Annotated in this window: 21 protein-coding genes, 1 tRNA gene and 1 CRISPR repeat array; of the genes, 11 read left to right on the top strand and 11 right to left on the bottom strand. The window is 35.5% G+C overall.

The window, feature by feature from the left end; translation table 11 throughout:
• Nucleotides 1-35: 35 nt before the first annotated feature.
• Nucleotides 36-109: transfer RNA gene (locus F960_RS14035), tRNA-Trp, on the top strand.
• A gap of 186 nt (nt 110-295) precedes the next feature.
• Here F960_RS14035 and F960_RS23125 read toward each other — a convergent pair.
• From F960_RS23125 to F960_RS14015, 5 genes are all read right to left on the bottom strand, one after another.
• Complete coding sequence (locus tag F960_RS23125) at nt 296-985, bottom strand: type VI immunity family protein (RefSeq protein ID WP_004866327.1); 690 nt, start codon at nt 983-985, stop codon at nt 296-298.
• The gene (locus tag F960_RS23120) at nt 958-1,620 is read right to left on the bottom strand and encodes a type VI immunity family protein (RefSeq protein WP_004866325.1); all 663 of its coding nucleotides are present in this window, start codon (nt 1,618-1,620) and stop codon (nt 958-960) included. Before F960_RS23120 ends, F960_RS23125 begins: the two co-directional genes overlap by 28 nt.
• A 42-nt stretch (nt 1,621-1,662) precedes the next feature.
• Complete coding sequence (locus F960_RS14020) at nt 1,663-2,718, bottom strand: VRR-NUC domain-containing protein (RefSeq protein ID WP_020846545.1); 1,056 nt, start codon at nt 2,716-2,718, stop codon at nt 1,663-1,665.
• Nucleotides 2,719-2,804: 86 nt separating this feature from the next.
• The gene (locus F960_RS22395) at nt 2,805-2,966 is read right to left on the bottom strand and encodes a hypothetical protein (protein WP_004866320.1); all 162 of its coding nucleotides are present in this window, start codon (nt 2,964-2,966) and stop codon (nt 2,805-2,807) included.
• Between the two features lie 12 nt (nt 2,967-2,978).
• Nucleotides 2,979-3,428 (bottom strand): hypothetical protein, encoded by a 450-nt coding sequence (locus F960_RS14015; RefSeq protein ID WP_004866317.1) that lies wholly within the window; start codon nt 3,426-3,428, stop codon nt 2,979-2,981.
• 68 nt (nt 3,429-3,496) lie between these two features.
• Between F960_RS14015 and F960_RS14010 the strand changes: the two genes are divergently transcribed.
• The gene (locus F960_RS14010; protein WP_004866315.1) at nt 3,497-4,132 is read left to right on the top strand and encodes a hypothetical protein; all 636 of its coding nucleotides are present in this window, start codon (nt 3,497-3,499) and stop codon (nt 4,130-4,132) included.
• Between the two features lie 135 nt (nt 4,133-4,267).
• Entirely contained in the window at nt 4,268-4,783 is a 516-nt protein-coding gene (locus F960_RS14005) for a PM1805 family lipoprotein (protein ID WP_004866313.1), read from the top strand.
• A 290-nt stretch (nt 4,784-5,073) separates the two neighbouring features.
• Here the strand turns inward: F960_RS14005 and F960_RS13995 are convergent, their stop codons facing one another.
• From F960_RS13995 to F960_RS13985, 3 genes are all read right to left on the bottom strand, one after another.
• A complete protein-coding gene (locus F960_RS13995) occupies nt 5,074-5,508 on the bottom strand; it encodes a J517_1871 family lipoprotein (protein ID WP_004866311.1) in 435 nt (144 codons plus the stop codon).
• Nucleotides 5,509-5,869: 361 nt separating this feature from the next.
• Nucleotides 5,870-6,733, bottom strand: coding sequence for a DMT family transporter (locus tag F960_RS13990; RefSeq protein WP_004866307.1), 864 nt, complete (start codon nt 6,731-6,733; stop codon nt 5,870-5,872).
• A gap of 468 nt (nt 6,734-7,201) precedes the next feature.
• Nucleotides 7,202-7,612 carry an OsmC family protein gene (locus F960_RS13985; RefSeq protein ID WP_004866305.1) on the bottom strand — a complete coding sequence of 137 codons (411 nt, stop codon included), beginning with the start codon at nt 7,610-7,612 and terminating at the stop codon, nt 7,202-7,204.
• A gap of 326 nt (nt 7,613-7,938) precedes the next feature.
• Here F960_RS13985 and F960_RS13980 point away from each other — a divergent pair, with 326 nt between their 5' ends.
• The 4 genes from F960_RS13980 (at nt 7,939) to F960_RS13965 (ending at nt 10,716) form a co-directional block, all read left to right on the top strand.
• Complete coding sequence (locus F960_RS13980; protein ID WP_004866304.1) at nt 7,939-8,517, top strand: YceI family protein; 579 nt, start codon at nt 7,939-7,941, stop codon at nt 8,515-8,517.
• Nucleotides 8,518-9,162: 645 nt separating this feature from the next.
• Entirely contained in the window at nt 9,163-9,453 is a 291-nt protein-coding gene (locus F960_RS13975) for a DUF4822 domain-containing protein (RefSeq protein ID WP_004866301.1), read from the top strand.
• A gap of 61 nt (nt 9,454-9,514) precedes the next feature.
• Entirely contained in the window at nt 9,515-10,477 is a 963-nt protein-coding gene (locus F960_RS13970) for an IS30 family transposase (RefSeq protein WP_004854881.1), read from the top strand.
• Between the two features lie 8 nt (nt 10,478-10,485).
• A complete protein-coding gene (locus tag F960_RS13965) occupies nt 10,486-10,716 on the top strand; it encodes a DUF4822 domain-containing protein (RefSeq protein ID WP_004866298.1) in 231 nt (76 codons plus the stop codon).
• A gap of 79 nt (nt 10,717-10,795) precedes the next feature.
• Here F960_RS13965 and F960_RS13960 read toward each other — a convergent pair whose 3' ends face one another.
• Nucleotides 10,796-11,521 (bottom strand): glutamine amidotransferase, encoded by a 726-nt coding sequence (locus F960_RS13960; RefSeq protein ID WP_004866295.1) that lies wholly within the window; start codon nt 11,519-11,521, stop codon nt 10,796-10,798.
• Nucleotides 11,522-11,880: 359 nt separating this feature from the next.
• Between F960_RS13960 and F960_RS13955 the strand changes: the two genes are divergently transcribed.
• Nucleotides 11,881-13,854: a gamma-glutamyltransferase family protein gene (locus tag F960_RS13955; protein ID WP_004866291.1), complete on the top strand. Its 1,974-nt coding sequence runs from the start codon at nt 11,881-11,883 to the stop codon at nt 13,852-13,854.
• A gap of 104 nt (nt 13,855-13,958) precedes the next feature.
• On the opposite strand, the gene F960_RS13950 is transcribed toward F960_RS13955, so the two are convergent.
• On the bottom strand, nt 13,959-14,528 hold the full coding sequence (locus F960_RS13950; protein WP_004866289.1) for a TetR/AcrR family transcriptional regulator: 570 nt from the start codon (nt 14,526-14,528) through the stop codon (nt 13,959-13,961).
• 89 nt (nt 14,529-14,617) lie between these two features.
• Between F960_RS13950 and F960_RS13945 the strand changes: the two genes are divergently transcribed.
• Nucleotides 14,618-15,364: an SDR family oxidoreductase gene (locus F960_RS13945; RefSeq protein ID WP_004866286.1), complete on the top strand. Its 747-nt coding sequence runs from the start codon at nt 14,618-14,620 to the stop codon at nt 15,362-15,364.
• Nucleotides 15,365-15,450: 86 nt separating this feature from the next.
• Complete coding sequence (locus F960_RS13940; RefSeq protein ID WP_004866284.1) at nt 15,451-16,047, top strand: 2-hydroxychromene-2-carboxylate isomerase; 597 nt, start codon at nt 15,451-15,453, stop codon at nt 16,045-16,047.
• A gap of 171 nt (nt 16,048-16,218) precedes the next feature.
• Here the strand turns inward: F960_RS13940 and exaC are convergent, their stop codons facing one another.
• The gene (exaC, locus tag F960_RS13935) at nt 16,219-17,730 is read right to left on the bottom strand and encodes an acetaldehyde dehydrogenase ExaC (RefSeq protein ID WP_004866281.1); all 1,512 of its coding nucleotides are present in this window, start codon (nt 17,728-17,730) and stop codon (nt 16,219-16,221) included.
• A 327-nt stretch (nt 17,731-18,057) separates the two neighbouring features.
• Between exaC and F960_RS13930 the strand changes: the two genes are divergently transcribed.
• Entirely contained in the window at nt 18,058-19,239 is a 1,182-nt protein-coding gene (locus F960_RS13930; protein WP_004866279.1) for a hypothetical protein, read from the top strand.
• A gap of 230 nt (nt 19,240-19,469) precedes the next feature.
• Nucleotides 19,470-19,737: direct repeats of the CRISPR family, unit length 28 nt; unit sequence GTTTGACATCGTGTAGATGGTTTAGAAG.
• Between the last annotated feature and the right edge of the window lie 6 nt (nt 19,738-19,743).

Below are 19,743 nucleotides of genomic sequence, written 5' to 3'. Positions count from 1 at the left end.
TTATAAAGTAATATTAAAACTTTATATTTTGAGATAGAGGATTGGTGTAATGGTAGCATGACGGTCTCCAAAACCGTTCGTCAAGGTTCGAGTCCTTGATCCTCTGCCAAAGATTCTATTAAAAAACAGGGGCTTATTTAAAGTCCCTTTTTTTTGCCACATTATAATTATTTGATTCTCACAAATCTGATTAAGTATTTAATTTGGATATCTCAACTTTGTTTTTATTTCCAAGCATCCATTTGACATATCTCTTCATTTACATTTGCAAATGAAGTTCTAAGTGATTAGCAACTTAAAACGGATTCGGCAATAAAACAGGTCCGCCATCCTCACGTTTTGCAAGTTTCCATACAGCAAGCTTACTGGAAATGCGACCACTTTGTCTTTCGTGTTCACCCTCTTCAGGAAATTCCTGCCCCTTTTTCAGTTCTTTACCCAGACCTTCAAAATCAAAGGGAATCCAAATACCAGTATAGGGCACGATATTATCATCATTGCTATAATCACCAAGGACAGGCAGTAATTCTTCCTTTCTACCCTTGAGATTAAGAATACCTTGATCAAAATTGGCACTATCCCAACGATGTATCCAGTAATAAACCTCTGATTGTGAATAGCGTGGACCACGATAAGCTGTATGCATAGCATCACTCGGCATCTCAGTGCGCACTACTCGACATAATTGATTGATAACAACATAAGGTAGAGGTAAGGCTAGAGCTTTATCTCCGAGACGTGGCAGTGGTCCAGCTTTAAAGGATAATGTTTGTCCTATTTCTTCGACTGACAACTCAGGATAGGCTTTCATAGTATCTAGATAGTTGGGTTGGCCGACCAATTGGTTTCTTAGTTCCGCACCAATAAAAGTATACCAGTTAATACTGCGGATACCTTGCATCCATTCACTTCTAAAGAAACTAGCCCCATCGGGTGTTATTCCCCAATACTTTTTGCTTACTTCATATTCATACCTTGCATCCATTCACTTCTAAAGAAACTAGCCCCATCGGGTGTTATTCCCCAATACTTTTTGCTTACTTCATATTCATAAAACTGGTAGGGGTGCCGATCAAATGGCAATTGGATGCTTAGCCCTGCATAACCATGAAAGACTTCAAAATGACTCAGGACATATTTGATCCAGTCATAATATTCTTTACGACCTTTATCACTATAGATCATTGAAATAGGGAAGTTGAGATGCATATGCGATAAACCATAGTTATCACGCGCAGTGAGTACGCCTAAAGCGTAGTCACCTGAAAATAGGCCAGATTCCGCAGAGCAAAGAAACCACTCAAGGACGTTACTATCTTTTGCTTTCGCAAAAGCAGACTGATAACTTTTATCGGTCAATTTCACAAAACCAGAACTTCTAAATGCAGCAAAATGAGATCTAAGGACGGATGGATATTGATTTTTAAATTTGTCGATTAAGGCTAAAACTTTCTGTTTACCCTCATCATTTCCACCATTGTTATAATAGATTTGAATGGTCAGAGAAAGTTGAGATAACACCTGATCATCTTTATCTAACATGAGGAGTTCACGTTCAGAGAGTCGTAATTGTTCTAGAAGTTCTGCTTCGGAAGGTGTTTGAAGTTCTATGGTGTGCATTGATGTTTAGTCCATTCTGTATTTTATATAATGTGTTGCAATTTAAAAAACTGCTTGTAAACCACGAGCGATAGCAGGCGCAAACCGAGCTGATTTGGCAATTCTAAATAAAAACAATCCTGCTCGAAGCGCACCAGCCCCAATATTTACCCCAGGTATCAACAAGGCGACTGTTGAAGCGATTTCCAGTCCGAGTATGATTTTATCACCTGTACTCATACCCACTGTAGCTTGTGCTTCTTGTACAATTGGTGGTAATGGTGTGACTTCTTTGGGTTCATTATTGATGGATGGGGCGGGCGTTATTTCTGGATTATTTCTTGATTCATCTTGTTGCATAGCATTTGAACTTTGTTCTACTAAATCGACTTCCTTTTGGATTTCTCCCCATGCTTGACTGAGTTCATGTGTTGTATAAGTTAAAGCAGGACTGCCATCATGAGGTATAAAAGCATATTGTCCATTTTCAGCTTTAAACTCTCCCTCTTTGATTAACCAAGGTGCGATGCTCTCCAATTCCATTAATGTTTCAGGACGAAAATATTGAGAGATTTCTTCTTCTTGAATCAGCTCTTCGCTGAGCAGATTTATTGGATTTAAGCTGTTATAAATCCACGGTTCAAGCTTATAGGGATAAGGTAAATTGTCCTTTGCAAAAACAGGTACGAGATCTTGGGAAAACTCGTAGGTATTCTCATGGTTCTCTCTCTTATTATCTTGAGTGATCCAGAGGGTGCTAAAAGATTCAATCCCAGAAATATATTTATAATCCTCTTCTTGGTCTTTGTTGAGTGAATCCTTGGGAAACTTCATTTCCACTAAGCGCTTGAGATTGTCATCATATTCGGTTTCATAAATGCTATCTTCAATACCGATTTCGCCACCTGGCCAACGACGAGATTCATCTTTGACGATGATAAGATCAGGTCTTCTACGATAACCACCCGCTGGATTTTTTAATACGATACGAGAACGCCAAGACGGGCTATGGCGTCGATTTTCACCATAGTTTTCATTTTCATCATTTCTCTCTTCGATTTTTACATATTTGGAAATTAAATGAGGTACGGCTACCGCACCAGCTGCCCGGTTTGCCATGGTTGGAACGCTAAAGGTGACTTCCGGTTTGTAATGCCATAGGTATCTTGCAGCTTTTTCATCAAGATTGACCAATGTGTAAAATGCTACTTGATAGCTACGAATTTTTTTCCAATTGGTTCAACTATTATATTGGGTCCTTTCATATATTTAAGGACAAAATCACATTTTACCCAAATATACCCAAGATCTAACTTTGCTACATCTTGATAGCGCTTATCAACCTCAACTCTCGTAATCATTGCCATTAATAATTATTCCTATTCTTCACTATCGATGTATTCAAAACTAAGTTTGATTGGATCAGAACCTGCTACAAAAAGTTGTCTGGTTTTTTTCTTCTCTTTTTCTTCTGGTTCGATAAATTTCACTTCTTGAGCTGAAGTTGTATTGACCAATAAAGTTTCACCATCTCGATTGGTGCGACCGATAACTTTACGACCATCTTGTAGAACAAGTTGATAAGGATAATTAGCTAATATTTTTTGAGTATCTTTATCACGGAGGACATAGTATCCAGAATAATAAGGGTTTAATTGTGGCATTTTCATATTTATAGATTTCGGACCTTCAAGCTCATGCGTTGAAGCCTTTGCCGAAAAGCTACCTTTAGTGGCATAGACAATGCCATCAGGAGTAATTAAAACCTGAGATCCACCCGCCATAAAAATAGGTATTGAATGGCTAGAAAATTGCTTATCGTAAATCATTGTTTTTATTCCAACATATTTCGATTAAACTTCAATCATGTAAATTTATTAGTATAGATTAATAACAAATGACGTTTATTATTGCAATACAATCAAGTGATAGTATTATTTTATCTGCGGATAATCGTGCGATTAGTACCGATTCAAATCAAAAAATTACAATTCATCCACAAGAAAATATCGGAAAAATGGCTACTTGGAATCAAGGCGCGATTACCGGAACTGGTGATTATGTAACATTTCAAAGAATGACTAATAAATTGAAAATAAATCAAGATATTGGTCAATTACCTGCGATGTTAAAGGAGTACTGCAGTATTAGAAAAAACGAAATAGGTATGCATGAACAAATTGACAAAACTGTGATTATTTACTCATATTTAGAAGGCTTAAATCCAAAATTACAATTCATCCACCATGATCAAGGTGAAATCATTAAACACGATTTACAAGAGAATGGATTGCAACTATTTATGTATAAAGAGGAGATTGGGGATATTTTAGAAAATCTTAAACAATTGCAAAAGAGTATAAAGCCAAGATATTGTTTTGAAACAAATGAAGCATGGATGTCATATTACCTTATACATTTTTCAGAGATATATAGAACGCAAAGTTTGCATGATGAAAGCGTGAGTTCTAGTTTTGATATTTTTTTTCAGACAGCGTATGAAAAAGTTCATAAGCATGTCGCAAGCTGTTAATCGAAGTTTTATACATCCTGATTGAAAATTGCCAAAGCCTGTGCAGAAGTAATTTAAAACATGGCGAATATTTTAGTTTTGAATTTGGATAAGTTGAATCAAATTTTATAGATGATATTCCATAAGGAAAATATAATGAAAAAACTGTTACTTTCGGTATTGTGTGTTGCGTCTTTAACTATCACTGCTTGTGAAAAGAAACCTCTTTATAACAATGATTCTAGGCATGCCGTTGCTGTCATGATATTAAGTAAAGACAATTCAGCTAATATTGAAAATGATTTAACTCAACTTCAAACATTGTCAAATACTAAAGCCGAAGAAGTTGGTAACTTACAGACAGAAATTATGAAAGCTGCTCAAACAGGAGATCTAAGTGCTGTAAGAGCTAAGGTTGATAAATTGAAAATTTTTGTTGAGGGATTTAATAAGGAATTAGATGAATTACCATTACAAAGCGCAGAAGTAAGTGCACTTAAAAATAAAATAAAAGAAACCAATGAAATTGGCTCTCAAATGGCAGAAGCGAGTGTTTCAAGTTCACCCGATATGGATAAAATCACAGAATTGCAAAAAAAGGCAATTGAAAATCAAAAAGTTTTGCTTGCTGAGATACAAAGATTACAAGCTAAGGCAAATTCAGTGAAATAGTTTAAATCACTGAAAATGAGTTCTATAGCCGCTTTTTGCCATTTTGACTAGAATCAGATCAGGTGGGATGAAACATCTTGCCAAATGAGTGAGGGCATTGTTCGTTTTGTTTAATAAAAACAGCTGCGATATAGTTGTCAAACAGGCCTTGAACATGAAGAATCCCATAAAAAGCCCAACTTGGATCAATCCGGCTTTTTATGGGTTGCAATATGCTGATTTAAAACAGATTAGTGTTCGTATTTCGCATAAGGCGTATTATGTTGATTTTAGGAAAGCTTACATATATTTTATTTAGTAAATGCTTTTTTACAGTATTCAGATGTCAAACTTAAATTATCATCCTTAACATACTGAGTATCAAAATAATTTTCAGGTACATACTTTAAATCTTCATTTTCTTTTTTTGTACGTAAAGGTCGAATTATGATTTTATTTTGATCAGAATTAATAATTTTAAATTTTGATCCCTCATTCAAAGTAATGACATCATTTTCTATTTTAAAACTGTTAACAGAGTTTGAATTGAGAATACTCATACAATATTTTCCTGAATTATCAGGATTTATTTGAAAACTTGATTCTGATACAACTAGCTTTGAGGTCCAAACTCCTATTAAGCCACGAGTATTTGTTTCTGATGGATCAGAAATTTTTTGGGCATTAATTGAAACACAACCACTTAATGAAAATAAGCTTAATACTAATAAGGTTATATTTTTCATATTATCAAATGATGCTAAATTAAGTAGCTCTAATCTTATACTAAAACCTCATTTATTTAACATAATAGGCGTTATGTGAATTAAAAAATATTATTTTCAATAGCTTACATAATTTTAAAGTTGCCTTTCATCCAAAAAAACCGACCTAAATCATATTGACTCTTTTTTATGCAGTTTTGATATCTTACACCAAAAAAATATCAACTATTTTTTTGCAAAATTTACAGGCTTACAAGCAACCAATCTCTACTGTCCAACTCAACCACATTGATGAAGCCACCATTTTTAAACTATTACTTACTTTATAATATGCATAGTAGGATAACTAGTTATCTTTAGAACTAAAATTTTTTGTGATATTTTATTTTTTTAATACAATCAAAAGTACACCGAAGATAGAAACAGACAAAGAAAAAAATGACCAAAGCGTTAAAGGCTCATTCAATATTAGCCATGCTAAAAGACCAGCTAAAAGCGGCGTTAACATACCAATAACGGTATTACTAACAGGATTAGTTTTGCTAGAAGCAATATTATTTAAAATACTCGGTAAGGCAGTTGCAAAGATCCCTAATAGCATTAGGCAGATAATGTTATGCATAGAGTATGTCACGTGAGCAGTTGATTGAGAAATCAAAAAAACAGAGAAAAATGAAGCAAGTAAAAAAGTTAATATATTGATACTTTGGAAGTCTTTAGTTTCGATTTCAGTTTTTTTATTCCATATAATAATTGAGTTAACTGCCTTAAATACAGCTGCAAGAAATGCTAGTGCACATCCCCATAAAAATAAAGTTAAATTTGAGTTATCAAATTTTAAAGTAGGGTAGATATATAAAAATACTCCTGTAAATGCGAATATAAATCCAATATATTCATAAATAGATGTTTTTTCTTGCTTAACCAATTTATAAATAATTGCAACACAAGGTGATAAAGACATCAGCAAAGTTGCTAATGCGACAGGGGTATATAAAAAAGAATATGTTGCACAAAAATAATAAAATACCATTAATAAGGAAAGGGTTAGCTTAAGTTTGAAATTTATGGATAAGGATTTAATGAAATTTTTATCAGAATTTATAATATAAAATGATACTAGGATAAATAAACCTGCAACGATGAATCGATAAAATAAAACAAATGGAATGGGTATATTCGTAATGCTTTTAACTAATACACCCGTAGTTGACCAAAGGAAAGCACATAATAAGCTGTATTGCATATTTATATTATTGAAAGTCATGTAGCAGAAAGTGTTACAGATTTTTCAAGTCCCAGCCAATAATGAGATAATAATTCTATAAATTTAATATAAGCATTGTAAAAATTTGCTTTCTTTTCTGAAGTATCTAGTAACGACCAAACAGTATTATTTAAATCAGCTATTTGAAAAGTGAACTTCTTTTTTAGGGGGGGCTAAAAAATATATAATGAAGTATAAGATATTGTTAAATAAGTAATTATATTGAAAGCACTACAGCTGACTAAATTGAATTTTTTCTTCAGTAAGTTGGATAAAACTTATATTTATTTCGTTTTGCTAAGCTAAAAGTTTGGATATTATATAATTTAAAAATAATGCATTGTGCATCATGGCTGAAACATAACATGAGAGGGGGCTCTTTGGTAATTTTCAGCCAGTATTTTTATTTGATTTCTGTTTCAAGATTCAAACGATACAAGATTCAAATCATGCAAAACTTAAATCTGTTTGAATAGAAATATTTGAGGTCAATAATTTATGAACAGGGCAACTTTCTGCAACTTTTAATAAACGTTTATATTGTTCATCGTTAAAATCGCCTTTTAACGTGATTTTTCTCACGATATTATTGCTTCCTGACTCTGGGTCTCCATCTGGATTTAAAGCTAAATCTACTTGTACATGTTCAATTTTGATCCCTTTGTGGTCAGCATACATCTGTAAAGTGACCGTAGTACATGCACCCAAAGCTGAGAGTAAAAGTTGCATAGGATTTGGAGCCGAATCTTGACCGCCTTTTTCAGTTGGTTCATCGACATACCAAATATGACCAGATGGGTCAGTCAAGGTGACACGATAAGGAGTCGTTGTACTTGTTGCTACTGCGCTATGGATCATTGATCAATCTTCATTTTAAATAAACTGGCTATTAAATTAGAAAGCTTTGACTAAAATTTCAATAGTTCGTTACCTTTCAACTTTTTGTTACTTAAAAAATATGATTTGAATCCATTGCTTAGATATTTATAGTTAATGATAAAAATAACTATATATTTCATTTGATTAGTATCATATTTTTCGGCATATAAAATTGGTTTTTTGATTTAAAAATAAGAAATAATCTCAAGTCGTTTCAAATTTGCAACATATCGTTTTATGCTTGAGCGTGAATATTTATGAGAGAAGTATAAACTAACAACCATTCACTAAATGAGATTAAAAACATGAACATTAAAGCGCTTACTCTTGGTTTAGCAGTTGCAACAGCAGCAACATTTACATTTGCAAAACCAGTTGCTTATACAATTGATCCGACGCATACAGCAACAGTTTTCTCTTGGAATCACTTTGGTTTTTCTACTCCATCAGGTAACTTTTCAGATATCACAGGTACAATCAATGTTGATAATGAAAAACCAGCAAACTCTTCAGTTGAAGTAAGCATTCCATTGAGCAGTGTAAATACGAATGTGTCAGCACTTGATAAAGAGTTCCAAGAAGAAGCTTGGTTCAATGCAGCTCAATATCCAAATATTACTTTTAAAAGTACTAAAGTAGAAACTAAAGATAAAAAGCATTTCAAAATTTCTGGTAATTTGACTGTGAAAGGTGTAACAAAACCAGTGGTATTGGATGCGACATTGAATAAACAAGGTGCGCACCCAATGACTAAAGCACAGTCAATTGGTTTTAATGCTACAACTTCATTTAGTCGTTCAGCATTTGGTATCGCAAACTATGTTCCGAATGTAGGTGATAAAATCACTGTAAATATCACAACTGAAGCTTCTGTTAAGCAATAAGTTTTTATAAATCATAGCCTGCATCAAGTTTAATAGCTTGATCGCAGGCTTTTTTATTTTTATCTCCATACAAAATATTGATTGCATATGGATGTGAAATCTTCATGTGAAGCTTTAAAAATGATTATTTAAATTTATTCTAATAAAATCAGTTAACTGTAGAATGTGATAAAAATGAAAGTAATCTGATTAAAGTTGTGTTATCTTGATGATATTAGTCACATTATTGTACGGTTTATCGAGTTATCCATCGTGTAGATGGTTTAGAAGTGAATATAATTTAACTCTTAGCTTACCTTTTTGTTATCCATCGTGTAGATGGTTTAGAAGCATTTTATCACAATGATTAATAAAACATAAGAGTTATCCATCGTGTAGATGGTTTAGAAGGTTGGTGCTCAAATCATAGGTGATGCGGAAAGGTTATCCATCGTGTAGATGGTTTAGAAGAGTCCAAGCGATGCTAATCAAAAGAAATATCTGCGAGAACGTAAAAAGTGAATAGTACGATAGTTTTTATAAGATTTTCCCCTAAATTTGCCAGTAAAGAATAAACTTAGATATAATGGAATAATAATGTGAATAATGAAATAAATCAGCTCATTTATAACAATTGATCATTAAGCTAATCAAATAGGACATAAAATGAAATTTTTTAAAAGTATTGCTATGGTTTCTATCTTAGTGCTTCCTCTATTAAATGCTTGTACATATTTAAAACCTAATAATGTAGTGGAAGTTCCCAATTTGACGCCTAAAGTCTTATTAGCAGCAACCCCGTGGTTAACGACAGAGGCAAAAGACCAAAATGCTCAAGCTGTTGCACTGGATGATGCACGTGCTAAAAACTATGTAGGTTATGCTTATTTTAAAAAAGACGGTTCATTTAAAATCGCAGATTCAAATCCCAAGTGCAACACACTTGTAGTTAGTTGAAAAAGTTAGGTGTATTCATAGAATCATTAGACTTTTTCAACTCGCAATTGGAAAGCACACAATGAAGAAATACACCCAACTTTCTCAAGATGAAAGATACGAAATTTATGCTACTTTGAAAAGTAAAAGTTCAATCGCTAGCCTTGCTCGGGAGTTAGGGCGTTCACGATCAACCATCTACCGTGAGTTAAAAAGAAATACTGGGCAACGTGGATATAGAGCTCAACAGGCAGCGAAATTTGCAAGTCAAAGACGGTACCATCCTTCATCATCCATGACAGCATTTGCCTTCGCTTATATTGATTACTTAATTGGCTTAGACTGGTCACCAGAACAAATTTCAGGTGCTTTAACACAACGCGGTTGGCTGGATGTACCTTCACATGAGTGGATTTACCAGCACATTTATCAAGATAAATCACAAGGAGGTAACCTCCATCTACACTTAAGGCATCAGAAGAAATATCGAAAACGAGGTTACAAAAACACGGATCGTAGAGGGCAAATCATTGATAAAACAAGTATTCATTGCCGAGACCAGGTCATTGATCAGCGACAACGTTTAGGAGATTTCGAAGGTGATACGGTGATTGGTAAACATCATAAAGGAGCTTTATTAACCCTCGTTGATCGAAAGAGCCTGTACGTACATATTGTTCATTTAGGGTCAACGAGAGCATCCTCTAAAACGATTACTTGTGCATTAGATCGTTTACGAATGAGCCATGCTTATAGTGTAACATTTGATAATGGAAAGGAATTTGCCGAACACAAAAGAATTACTGATGTCGGCATAGATACTTATTTTGCTGATCCTTACAAGTCTATTCAGCGAGCTAGAAATGAAAATACGAATGGTTTAATCCGGCAATATCTGCCAAAATCATCATCGTTTGATGACGTGTCAAACGATGAAATAGAGCAGATAGAATTTTCACTCAACCATCGTCCTAGAAAAACACTAGGCTGGTATACGCCAAGTGAAGTTATGGCTGGTTTTTATACTGTTGCACTTGCTGCTTGAATCCGCCAATGTATAACTTAGATGATAGTCTAAAAATGCAAGGAACTTGGTCGGTATCTGATGACGGTAAAACTCGTACAATCAATGCTTATGATGGCAATGGAAAATTGCTTTTTACCCGCGTAGTCGAGATAGTAACACTGAATAGTCAGGAGTTTAGTTATCGTGTTGCAGGTCAAAATGGACAATATACAGATATTATCCATAAACCTACCGATCATACTGAGCCTAAATCATAAAATTTTAGTATGCGATTTGGATTAAAAATAAAAGATAAAATTTGTTTAAAAAGGCACTCAGTATAGTGCCTTTTTTATTTTAGATCGCACCGATATTTACGAGAAAATTACGCATTACATTTGCACAAGATTGTTCTAATTGCTCAGCGTATTTATGATTATCTTCACGCAATTTTGCAATTGATAAATTGGCTGAACGGATTTCACATGTATGACCAATCAGCCATTTTTCGAAGTTTTCTGCCATTATTTCAATGTGGAATTGCAAAGCTAAAATTTGTTCGCCCAATTGAAATGCTTGATTTGGATAAAATTCTGAACTTGCAAGCAGTTGTGCATTTTCAGGCAAGTCAAACGTGTCGCCATGCCAATGCAAGACTTCAATATCCTCTAAAGGTGCGAGTAGATTTTGATTTGCATCTATAAGATTTAATTTTGACCAACCAATTTCTTTATGTGCACCTGCGTAGACTTTTGCACCGAGCGCATGTGCAATGAGCTGGGCACCTAAGCAAATTCCAAGGGTGGGAAGATTACGTTGCAAACGTGATTTTAAATGTGAAATTTCATCTTTTAGAAATGGATAATCTTCAGTTTCATATACCCCGATTGGTCCCCCTAAAATGATGGTTAAGCCTTCATATTCTAAAGCAGGTTTCAAATCATCCACGCCTGCCTCAAAGTAACGAACGCGAAAGCCATTTTGGTAAAATATATCTTCTAAAGAACCTAAGTCCTCAAACGCTAAATGTTGAATAACATAGATAGATTTAGGAAATTCTTTTTTTGCTGCTTGCTGACTCATGTTGTGCTCATCGATCTTGGTTTAGCTAACATTATCGGAATTTTATAATGAAAACCATGCCCATTTACGACAAGGACCCAACTTATTGATCATATTATTTATAAATAGGGGTCATTGCGATTTCGCCGTTTAAAAATCAAATTTTTGAAGTGTATTTGATGTAATAAAAAAGTGAAAATTACGATAAAAAATGCAATAGTTCTATTGATAAAGTTATGAGAATATTTTGTGTGATAAAAATGAGAGGAGGGTGAATACAAAGCAAAATTATTAGAAATAAAGCTGAAAAATTCAGTGAAAGAACTTCATTAGAAAAATGTGTAAATGGATATTTATTACAGAAGTAAAAGGAGAATAAGATGCAGAAAAAGTATAGTATTACAATGACTTGTGCGCTAACTATTTTAGCATTATACGGTTGCAATGACAGTAATGATTCAGCTTCAACACCTACCAATCCATCCAATTTAATTGTTGATACCAATCCCAATAGTTGCTCTACTGTGTCAGAAGATGGTACAAATGTGGTGGTGGGATCGAATCAATCAGGTGATCCTGCGGCACCAGAACCTGCTTCAGGTTATCGTCTAGGACTTAAAACAAAATATTCAGATCAATATATGGTGGTGGCAAATACACCTTTGGCAACCAAAGCGGGTTGTGATGTATTGAAAGCTGGTGGAAGTGCGGTTGATGCTGCTATTGCGGTACAAGCTGTTTTGGGCTTGGTAGAGCCACAGTCGAGTACGATTGCGGGTAGTGCATTTATGATGTATTACGATGCTGCATCTAAAAAAGTTACAGCTTATGATGGGCGTGAAACAGCGCCTGCGGCTGCTGATGAATATTATCTTGTGCGTCAAAATCAGGCAGATGCAAATTCGGCTGCACCAGTACCTTCAGCGCGCCGTAGTGGTCGATCGATTGGTGTACCTGGTGTGATGAAAATGTTTGAAATGGCTCATGAGGAACATGGAAAACTGGCTTGGAATCAATTGTTTAATAATGCAATTTCATTATCAAGTCATGGTTTTCGTGTACCTGGGCGCTTAGCAGATGCGATTAAAGCCAATGCGGCAAATTTGGCATTGGATAAAAATGCCATGCAGACGTATTTTGATGCTGATGGTCAGGCACTGAAAGTCGGTGACACGATGAAAAATGTCGCTTATGCAGAGACTTTGCAGAAAATTGCAAATCAAGGTGCAAAAGCGCTATATACAGGTCAAATTGCGCAAAATATTATAGATAAAGCCAGTCAATCTGTTGGTGATGATTCAAATCGCACGCCTATTACTCCAAGTCTGATGACTCTGTCTGATTTAAGCAATTATCAGGCAAAAAAACGAGAAGCGATTTGCACTAATTATCGTAATGCCTATCATATTTGTACGATGCCACCTCCTTCTTCGGGTGGGATCGCTGTTGCACAAGTTTTCGGGATTCTAGAAAATTTTGATTTAAGTCAATATGCCCCGAGTCAAAGTGATAATGAAGGGGGGATCCCGTCCGTTATGGGTGTGCATCTTGTTTCTGAAGCAGAACGTTTAGCTTATGCTGATCGTGATAAGTACGTTGCAGACACTGATTTTGTTGCGCTTCCGGGCAAAGGTGTGAGCACTTTGTTAGATAAAGATTATCTGAAACAACGTGCAGCTTTAATCAATAAAGATCAGAGTATGGGCGTTGCACAAGCTGGGAATTTCAATGTCCAAGCGGGTATTGATCGCACAGTTGAGCATGGTACAACACAATTTACAATCGTTGATGCCTACGGAAATGTCGCATCGATTACCTCTACAGTAGAATCAAGTATGGGATCATTCCATATGGTTGATGGCTTTTTGTTGAGCAATCAACTGACTGATTTCTCAGCAAATCCAGTGGATAGTACTGGTGCTCTGGTTGCCAACCGTGTGCAGGCAAATAAACGCCCAAGAAGTACGATGGCTCCAACATTGGTCTTTAAAGGTACAGCTCCGGGTGATTTTTATGCAGCAACTGGGTCACCGGGTGGTGGCACGATTATTCAGTATGTAGTTAAAACATTAGTGGGTATTTTGGATTGGAATCTGGATGCACAACAAGCCACTTCACTGGTCAATTTCGGCGCAACCAATAGTGTGTTAACCAATATTGATACTTCAAATTCGACACTTAATTTAGATAATTTAGTTGCTGGATTGAAGGAAAAAGGACATATCGTAAATGCTGGTGCTCAATCAAGTGGCGTATCTACGATCATGCAATTAAGTATCAATAATCAGAAAAAATATGCTGGTGGAGTTGATCCTAGACGAGAAGGGCTGGTCTTGGGAAATGGAGCATTATAAGTTTTGCAAATGTGAATCTGTTGTATCGTGGTTTATTATTCGATTAAAACTGGAAAATGACTTTATAGTATAAAATATGCAAATAAGACCAACCCAGTTTGGTCTTATTTTGTATTCATATTTAAATAAATTTTCACACAATTTTTACTCGAATCTAAGATCATTTTTCGAGTGTTATTATCTAAAATACTGCGTGCCATTAAAATTGCACCCACCAACTGACACATCACAGCCCAAGCCTTTTCTTCGCTGTCGAGATGTTTGGCAAATATTTGTTGACCACGAAGCAATTCAGCCTGATAAGCATGGCGAATGTCTTGATCGGCACGGGCAATTTCACTGGCAAGCGTAGGTAATATACAACCAACATCGGCACGTTCTACATGTGATAAAGCCAGATAACGATTCAACTCAAAATCAATCCATTGTTCAGGATCATCAAAAGGATTGTCTTGCCACATTTGGATACTATTTTGCAGTTCATTTTCAACAAGTGCTTTGAATAGATCATTTTTAGAGGAAAAATGTGAATAAAATGCACCGCTGGTGACTCCAGCAGCTTTCATAAAAGTATCAACGCCTGTTGAAGCAAAGCCATTCTTTTTAGCAAGTTGCCCACTAATTTCAAGCAACTCCTTACGTTTTTCTTCTTTATAACCTGCTTTATAACGCATATTCGCTCTTGAAATAGCCAATTGACGATTAAAAAATTATAACATAGTATTCGTTATGATAACGATCGTTATTTAAAAGGATGATACTAATGTCAGTTGAAAAAGAAGTCGAAAATAAAAAAGTTGCACTGGTGATTGGAGCAGGAGACGCAACTGGTGGCGCGATCGCTAAACGATTTGCAAAGGGTGGTTACATCACATGTGTAACACGTCGTCATGCTGATAAATTAACAACACTTGTCAATGAAATAAAAGAGGCTGGCGGGCAAGCACATGCCTTTGGTTCTGATGCTAGAAAAGAAGATCAAGTTATACAACTCATTGAAGATATAGAAAATAATATCGGCGAAATAGACGTACTGGTCTTCAATATCGGAGCCAATGTACCTTGCAGTATTTTAGAGGAAACAGCACAAAAATATTTTAAAATATGGGAAATGGCATGTTTTAGTGCATTCTTGGTGGGGCGTGAAGTTGCAAAGAGAATGGTGCAAAGACAACGAGGAAATATCATCTTTACAGGGGCGACTGCGGGTATGCGTGGCAGTGCTTATTTTGCAGCATTTGCAGGTGCAAAACATGCATTACGTGGATTGGCGCAAAGTATGGCACGTGAGTTGGGACCGCAAAATATTCATGTTGCACATGTGATTGTTGATGGTGCTATAGATACAGCATTTATCGAACAGACATTCCCAGATATTTATGCCAAAAAAGAACAGGATGGTATTTTAAATCCAGAGCATATTGCAGAAAATTATTGGCATATTTCACAACAACCCCGTGATGCTTGGACATTTGAAATAGATCTTCGTCCATGGATAGAAAAGTGGTAATAAATAGTATTTTAAATAGTTTATTTATTTTGGTAATTAACAAACTAAAAGTAAGTATAGCGTATCAATATATTTAAGGAAGAACCATGAAACAAGTTGAATTTTATTTTGATCTTGGTAGCCCATATAGCTATGTGGCTTTTTATCAGATTCAAAATATTGCAAACAATAACCAAGCAGAAATCATTTGGAAACCTATTTTATTGGGCGGTGTTTTTAAAGCAACGGGTAATAGCAGCCCGATGGTTGTACCTGCAAAAGCACGTTATTCAATGTTGGATATTACGCGTTGGTGTAAATATCTCAAGATTCCGATGCAGATGAATCCACATTTCCCCATCAATACATTAACGCTTATGCGCATCGTTGCCGCCGTTCAAATTTATCATCCAGAACAATTTATGCATGTATTAACAGGTCTGTTTAATGCCATGTTTAGAGAACCTAAAAATCTCAATGATGCTGAAGTCTTGCAACAAACAATGCATCAATTAGGTTTTGAGGCTGAACAAATCCAGACTTGGTTGGCAGATGAAAATGTGAAAAATCATTTAAAACAATTGACAGAAGAAGCGATCGAACGAGGTGTATTTGGTGCACCGACTTGTTTTGTTGATGATGAAATATTTTGGGGATTAGATCATTTAAATTTTGTTGAAATGGCACTTAAAAGCAAGGCTTGAAGCAGAGTAATTCAAGAAGTAAAAGAAGTAATAAACAAAGCAGTAAGAAACAACGCAGTAAAAAGAGTAGAAGCGAAAGCAGTGACGCTTCTACTATTAAACTGGAAAAATGTTGTTTGGACATCACGTAGATATCCAAACGACTGTGTTTGAAATGTTTAAAATTAAAACTTAGAAGAAGCCCATTGCTTTAGTCGAATAGCTAACCAATAAGTTCTTGGTTTGTTGATAATGATCAAGCATCATTTTGTGATTTTCACGACCGATACCTGATTTCTTATAACCACCGAACGCAGCGTGAGCAGGGTAGATATGGTAACAGTTAGTCCATACACGACCTGCTTCGATCGCACGACCAGCACGATAAGAAGTATGAGCTGAACGCGACCATACACCAGCACCTAGACCATACATGGTGTCATTTGCGATCTTGATTGCTTCGTCATAATCTTTGAAAGTTGCAACAGAAAGTACAGGTCCAAAAATTTCATCTTGGAAAATTTTCATGCTGTTATCGCCTTTAAATACTGTCGGTTCGATATAGAAGCCTTCACCAACTTCTTTACGATCACCGCCACCAATTAAGACTTGTGCACCTTCTGCACGACCTGTTGCGATACAACCCAAGATCTTATCTTGTTGCTCTTGAGAAGCTTGTGCACCGATCATGGTCTCCGTATCTAGAGGATGACCTGTTTTAATACGTTTTACACGCTCAATCGCTTTTTCAAGGAATTTGTCAGCAATACTTTCTTGGATCAATGCACGAGATGGGCAAGTACATACTTCACCTTGGTTCAATGCAAACATTGCAAAGCCTTCAAGTGCTTTGTCTAAGAATTCATCGTCTTTGTCCATAATATCTTCAAAGAAGATATTCGGAGATTTACCACCAAGTTCTAGTGTTACAGGGATAATGTTTTCAGTTGCATATTGCATGATCAACTGACCCACTTGAGTTGAACCTGTAAATGCAATTTTTGAAATACGAGGATTTGTTGCAAGTGGACGACCCACTTCAGCACCATAACCATTAACAATGTTTAAAACGCCTGGTGGCAAGATGTCTTGAATCAATTCAGCCAAGACAAGGATACTTGAAGGTGTTTGTTCAGCTGGTTTGAGTACGATACAGTTACCCGCAGCCAAAGCAGGAGCAAGTTTCCAAGCAGCCATTAAAATTGGGAAGTTCCATGGAATGATTTGACCAACTACGCCAAGTGGCTCATGGAAATGATAAGCGATAGTATCTTCATCAATCTCAGAGATACCGCCTTCTTGAGCACGTACACAGCCAGCAAAATAGCGGAAATGGTCAATCGCAAGCGGGATATCAGCTGCTAAAGTTTCACGAATTGGTTTACCATTTTCCCAAGTTTCAGCAACAGCAAGTAATTCAAGATTTTCTTCTAAACGATCTGCAATTTTAAGTAAAAGATTTGAACGAGTGGTAGGAGATGCTTTATTCCAAGTAGCTTTAGCTTTATGTGCAGCATCTAAAGCAAGCTCGATATCTTCAACTGTCGAGCGAGGAATTTTGGTAAAAACTTTACCGTCTACAGGTGAAATATTGTCAAAGTATTGTCCTTTAACTGGAGCTGTCCATTTTCCATCAATAAAATTTTCATATTGTGATTTAAATTGAACTTTTGAGCCAGGCAGATTAGGTTCTAGATAACGCATATAAATTTCCCTTTCGTTATTTTTTAAGAGTTACATTTTGAAACTCATTGATCATTTGATCCATAGATCAGTTATGATCATACAGTGAAACTCAGATTAAAAACGATTAGGTAGGAGAAAGGTTGGAAGTGAAATTTTGAAAATGACGTTATTATCTATAATTTGAAGGTATTTTTTATTTTAGGTTAATTTGTGACTTGTAACACATTGTTTGTAAAAAAATTACAGCTTTAGTCTTAGAGTTTTTTATTTTAATTTTGATTACTATGTAGACAATAAAAGGAATTTTTAGGTACTCATATAGGAAGAGAATAAGGAAGATAGGATATGTTTAGCACACACGAACTTTTGCAGAAACGCAATCAAATAGATCAGTTACGCCAAAATATAAGCCCTACGGGGAGCCATGCTTCCATGCTCAAACAAAGTATTGAAAGTTCATGGATGAGATCGAATTCGGCGGAGATCCCGAAAGATCGTTCAGCGGCCCCTTTATTTACAAAAATAAATAAAAATCAGTCTTCTTTAGAAACAGCAATCCAACAATGTTCAAATGAATTGAAGCATATCGCCGAACAAGCATCGATGGTGGTCGCCGTTGGGGATATTAGTAGTACAATTTTGTGGAGTGCTGCTAGTGGGCAGATGCAACGTGCAGCAGAGAGAGTCAATTTTATCCAAGGTGGGCAGTGGCGTGAGGATTTAGTGGGAACAAATGCTTTAGCTTTGTCATTAAAAACTCAAAACTCAAGCTGTGTATTTTCAAATGAACATTATATGGAATCAATTCATGATTGGGTGTGTTATGCAGCACCGATTTTAGATCCGTATTCTAAGCAGATTTTAGGGGTGATTGATCTTTCTACAACGTGGAATAATCATAATAGTTTAGGGCTATTAGCTGCTGAACGTTGTGCTTCAATTATTCAGACTGCGTTGATTGAATATCACCAACAACATTTATTTATAAGAGCTTTTTCAGTACCACAAGTATTGTTTAATGGAAAAATTTTAGTTCTCACACCTAGACAAGTAGAAATTTTGACAATTTTATCGCTTTGTCCGCAAGGGATGAATCTGGAAAATTTACATCAGGCTCTCTATGGTGAGCGCAAAGTGAGTATTGGGACATTGAAGGCTGAAATGTCGCAATTACGTGATATTTTGGGGGGCATGTTGGGCTCAAGGCCTTATCGTTTATTGGCACATGTTGAAACAGATTTTTTACAAGCGGAACAGGCTTTAGATGCAGGTTGTATCGATGCTGCTTTAAAGCTATGTAAAGGTGTTTTTTTGGCAAAAACGGAAAGTCCTTTTTTATGCGCTTGGCGTGATTTTATTGAATCTCGTTTGAGTGAGGCGATTTTTAAATCCAATGAAACAGATATTTTATTTAAACATTTGGCACGTTTCCCTGATGCGATTGACGCAGTGGAGCGTTTGATTGAATTGACACCTTTGCACCATCCTGCACATCAGATGTTGATTAAGTATAAAGATGAGCATTGAGATTTAAATATGAATGTAGTTAAAAATCTGTAGAAAAATAATTATTTAGATTTTTATTCAACATTATCGTTAATGGGATCATTTTGATTGGTCTTTGTTATTCTTCGATTTTTATTTATATAAAATATTAATTTAATTCAATGGTTTATATTTCTGTCTAAGAATGAAGTTTTTCAATGTATTTTGTGCTATCTTTTTGATATTGGAACATTTGTATAACGTATGTTCTAGTTTGACATCGTGTAGATGGTTTAGAAGATGTTCGGCATGGAATCATAAAGGCAATGTTTGTTTGACATCGTGTAGATGGTTTAGAAGTATAGTTGAAACAGCTCAATCATACAAAGATAGTTTGACATCGTGTAGATGGTTTAGAAGTTGAGTTGTTTCCAAAATACAGGAAGCCACTCGTTTGACATCGTGTAGATGGTTTAGAAGTTACAACCAACTAGGTGAAACTGGCTCAATCAGTTTGACATCGTGTAGATGGTTTAGAAGAACCAC

Origin of the sequence: Acinetobacter gerneri DSM 14967 = CIP 107464 = MTCC 9824, assembly GCF_000368565.1 — a bacterium.
Taxonomy (GTDB): domain Bacteria; phylum Pseudomonadota; class Gammaproteobacteria; order Pseudomonadales; family Moraxellaceae; genus Acinetobacter; species Acinetobacter gerneri.
The sequence above is the reverse complement of the archived record's forward strand: the minus strand, read 5'-3'. Positions and strand labels throughout refer to the sequence as shown.

Excerpts from the sequence above, each read along its gene's own strand:
- F960_RS23125 (WP_004866327.1), bottom strand. The coding sequence starts at position 985 with ATGGATGCAAGGTATGAATATGAAGTAAGCAAAAAGTATTGGGGAATA.
- F960_RS23120 (WP_004866325.1), bottom strand. The coding sequence starts at position 1,620 with ATGCACACCATAGAACTTCAAACACCTTCCGAAGCAGAACTTCTAGAA.
- F960_RS14020 (WP_020846545.1), bottom strand. The coding sequence starts at position 2,718 with ATGGCAAACCGGGCAGCTGGTGCGGTAGCCGTACCTCATTTAATTTCC.
- F960_RS22395 (WP_004866320.1), bottom strand. The coding sequence starts at position 2,966 with ATGGCAATGATTACGAGAGTTGAGGTTGATAAGCGCTATCAAGATGTA.
- F960_RS14015 (WP_004866317.1), bottom strand. The coding sequence starts at position 3,428 with ATGATTTACGATAAGCAATTTTCTAGCCATTCAATACCTATTTTTATG.
- F960_RS14010 (WP_004866315.1), top strand. The coding sequence starts at position 3,497 with ATGACGTTTATTATTGCAATACAATCAAGTGATAGTATTATTTTATCT.
- F960_RS14005 (WP_004866313.1), top strand. The coding sequence starts at position 4,268 with ATGAAAAAACTGTTACTTTCGGTATTGTGTGTTGCGTCTTTAACTATC.
- F960_RS13995 (WP_004866311.1), bottom strand. The coding sequence starts at position 5,508 with ATGAAAAATATAACCTTATTAGTATTAAGCTTATTTTCATTAAGTGGT.
- F960_RS13990 (WP_004866307.1), bottom strand. The coding sequence starts at position 6,733 with ATGCAATACAGCTTATTATGTGCTTTCCTTTGGTCAACTACGGGTGTA.
- F960_RS13985 (WP_004866305.1), bottom strand. The coding sequence starts at position 7,612 with ATGATCCATAGCGCAGTAGCAACAAGTACAACGACTCCTTATCGTGTC.
- F960_RS13980 (WP_004866304.1), top strand. The coding sequence starts at position 7,939 with ATGAACATTAAAGCGCTTACTCTTGGTTTAGCAGTTGCAACAGCAGCA.
- F960_RS13975 (WP_004866301.1), top strand. The coding sequence starts at position 9,163 with ATGAAATTTTTTAAAAGTATTGCTATGGTTTCTATCTTAGTGCTTCCT.
- F960_RS13970 (WP_004854881.1), top strand. The coding sequence starts at position 9,515 with ATGAAGAAATACACCCAACTTTCTCAAGATGAAAGATACGAAATTTAT.
- F960_RS13965 (WP_004866298.1), top strand. The coding sequence starts at position 10,486 with ATGTATAACTTAGATGATAGTCTAAAAATGCAAGGAACTTGGTCGGTA.
- F960_RS13960 (WP_004866295.1), bottom strand. The coding sequence starts at position 11,521 with ATGAGTCAGCAAGCAGCAAAAAAAGAATTTCCTAAATCTATCTATGTT.
- F960_RS13955 (WP_004866291.1), top strand. The coding sequence starts at position 11,881 with ATGCAGAAAAAGTATAGTATTACAATGACTTGTGCGCTAACTATTTTA.
- F960_RS13950 (WP_004866289.1), bottom strand. The coding sequence starts at position 14,528 with ATGCGTTATAAAGCAGGTTATAAAGAAGAAAAACGTAAGGAGTTGCTT.
- F960_RS13945 (WP_004866286.1), top strand. The coding sequence starts at position 14,618 with ATGTCAGTTGAAAAAGAAGTCGAAAATAAAAAAGTTGCACTGGTGATT.
- F960_RS13940 (WP_004866284.1), top strand. The coding sequence starts at position 15,451 with ATGAAACAAGTTGAATTTTATTTTGATCTTGGTAGCCCATATAGCTAT.
- exaC (WP_004866281.1), bottom strand. The coding sequence starts at position 17,730 with ATGCGTTATCTAGAACCTAATCTGCCTGGCTCAAAAGTTCAATTTAAA.
- F960_RS13930 (WP_004866279.1), top strand. The coding sequence starts at position 18,058 with ATGTTTAGCACACACGAACTTTTGCAGAAACGCAATCAAATAGATCAG.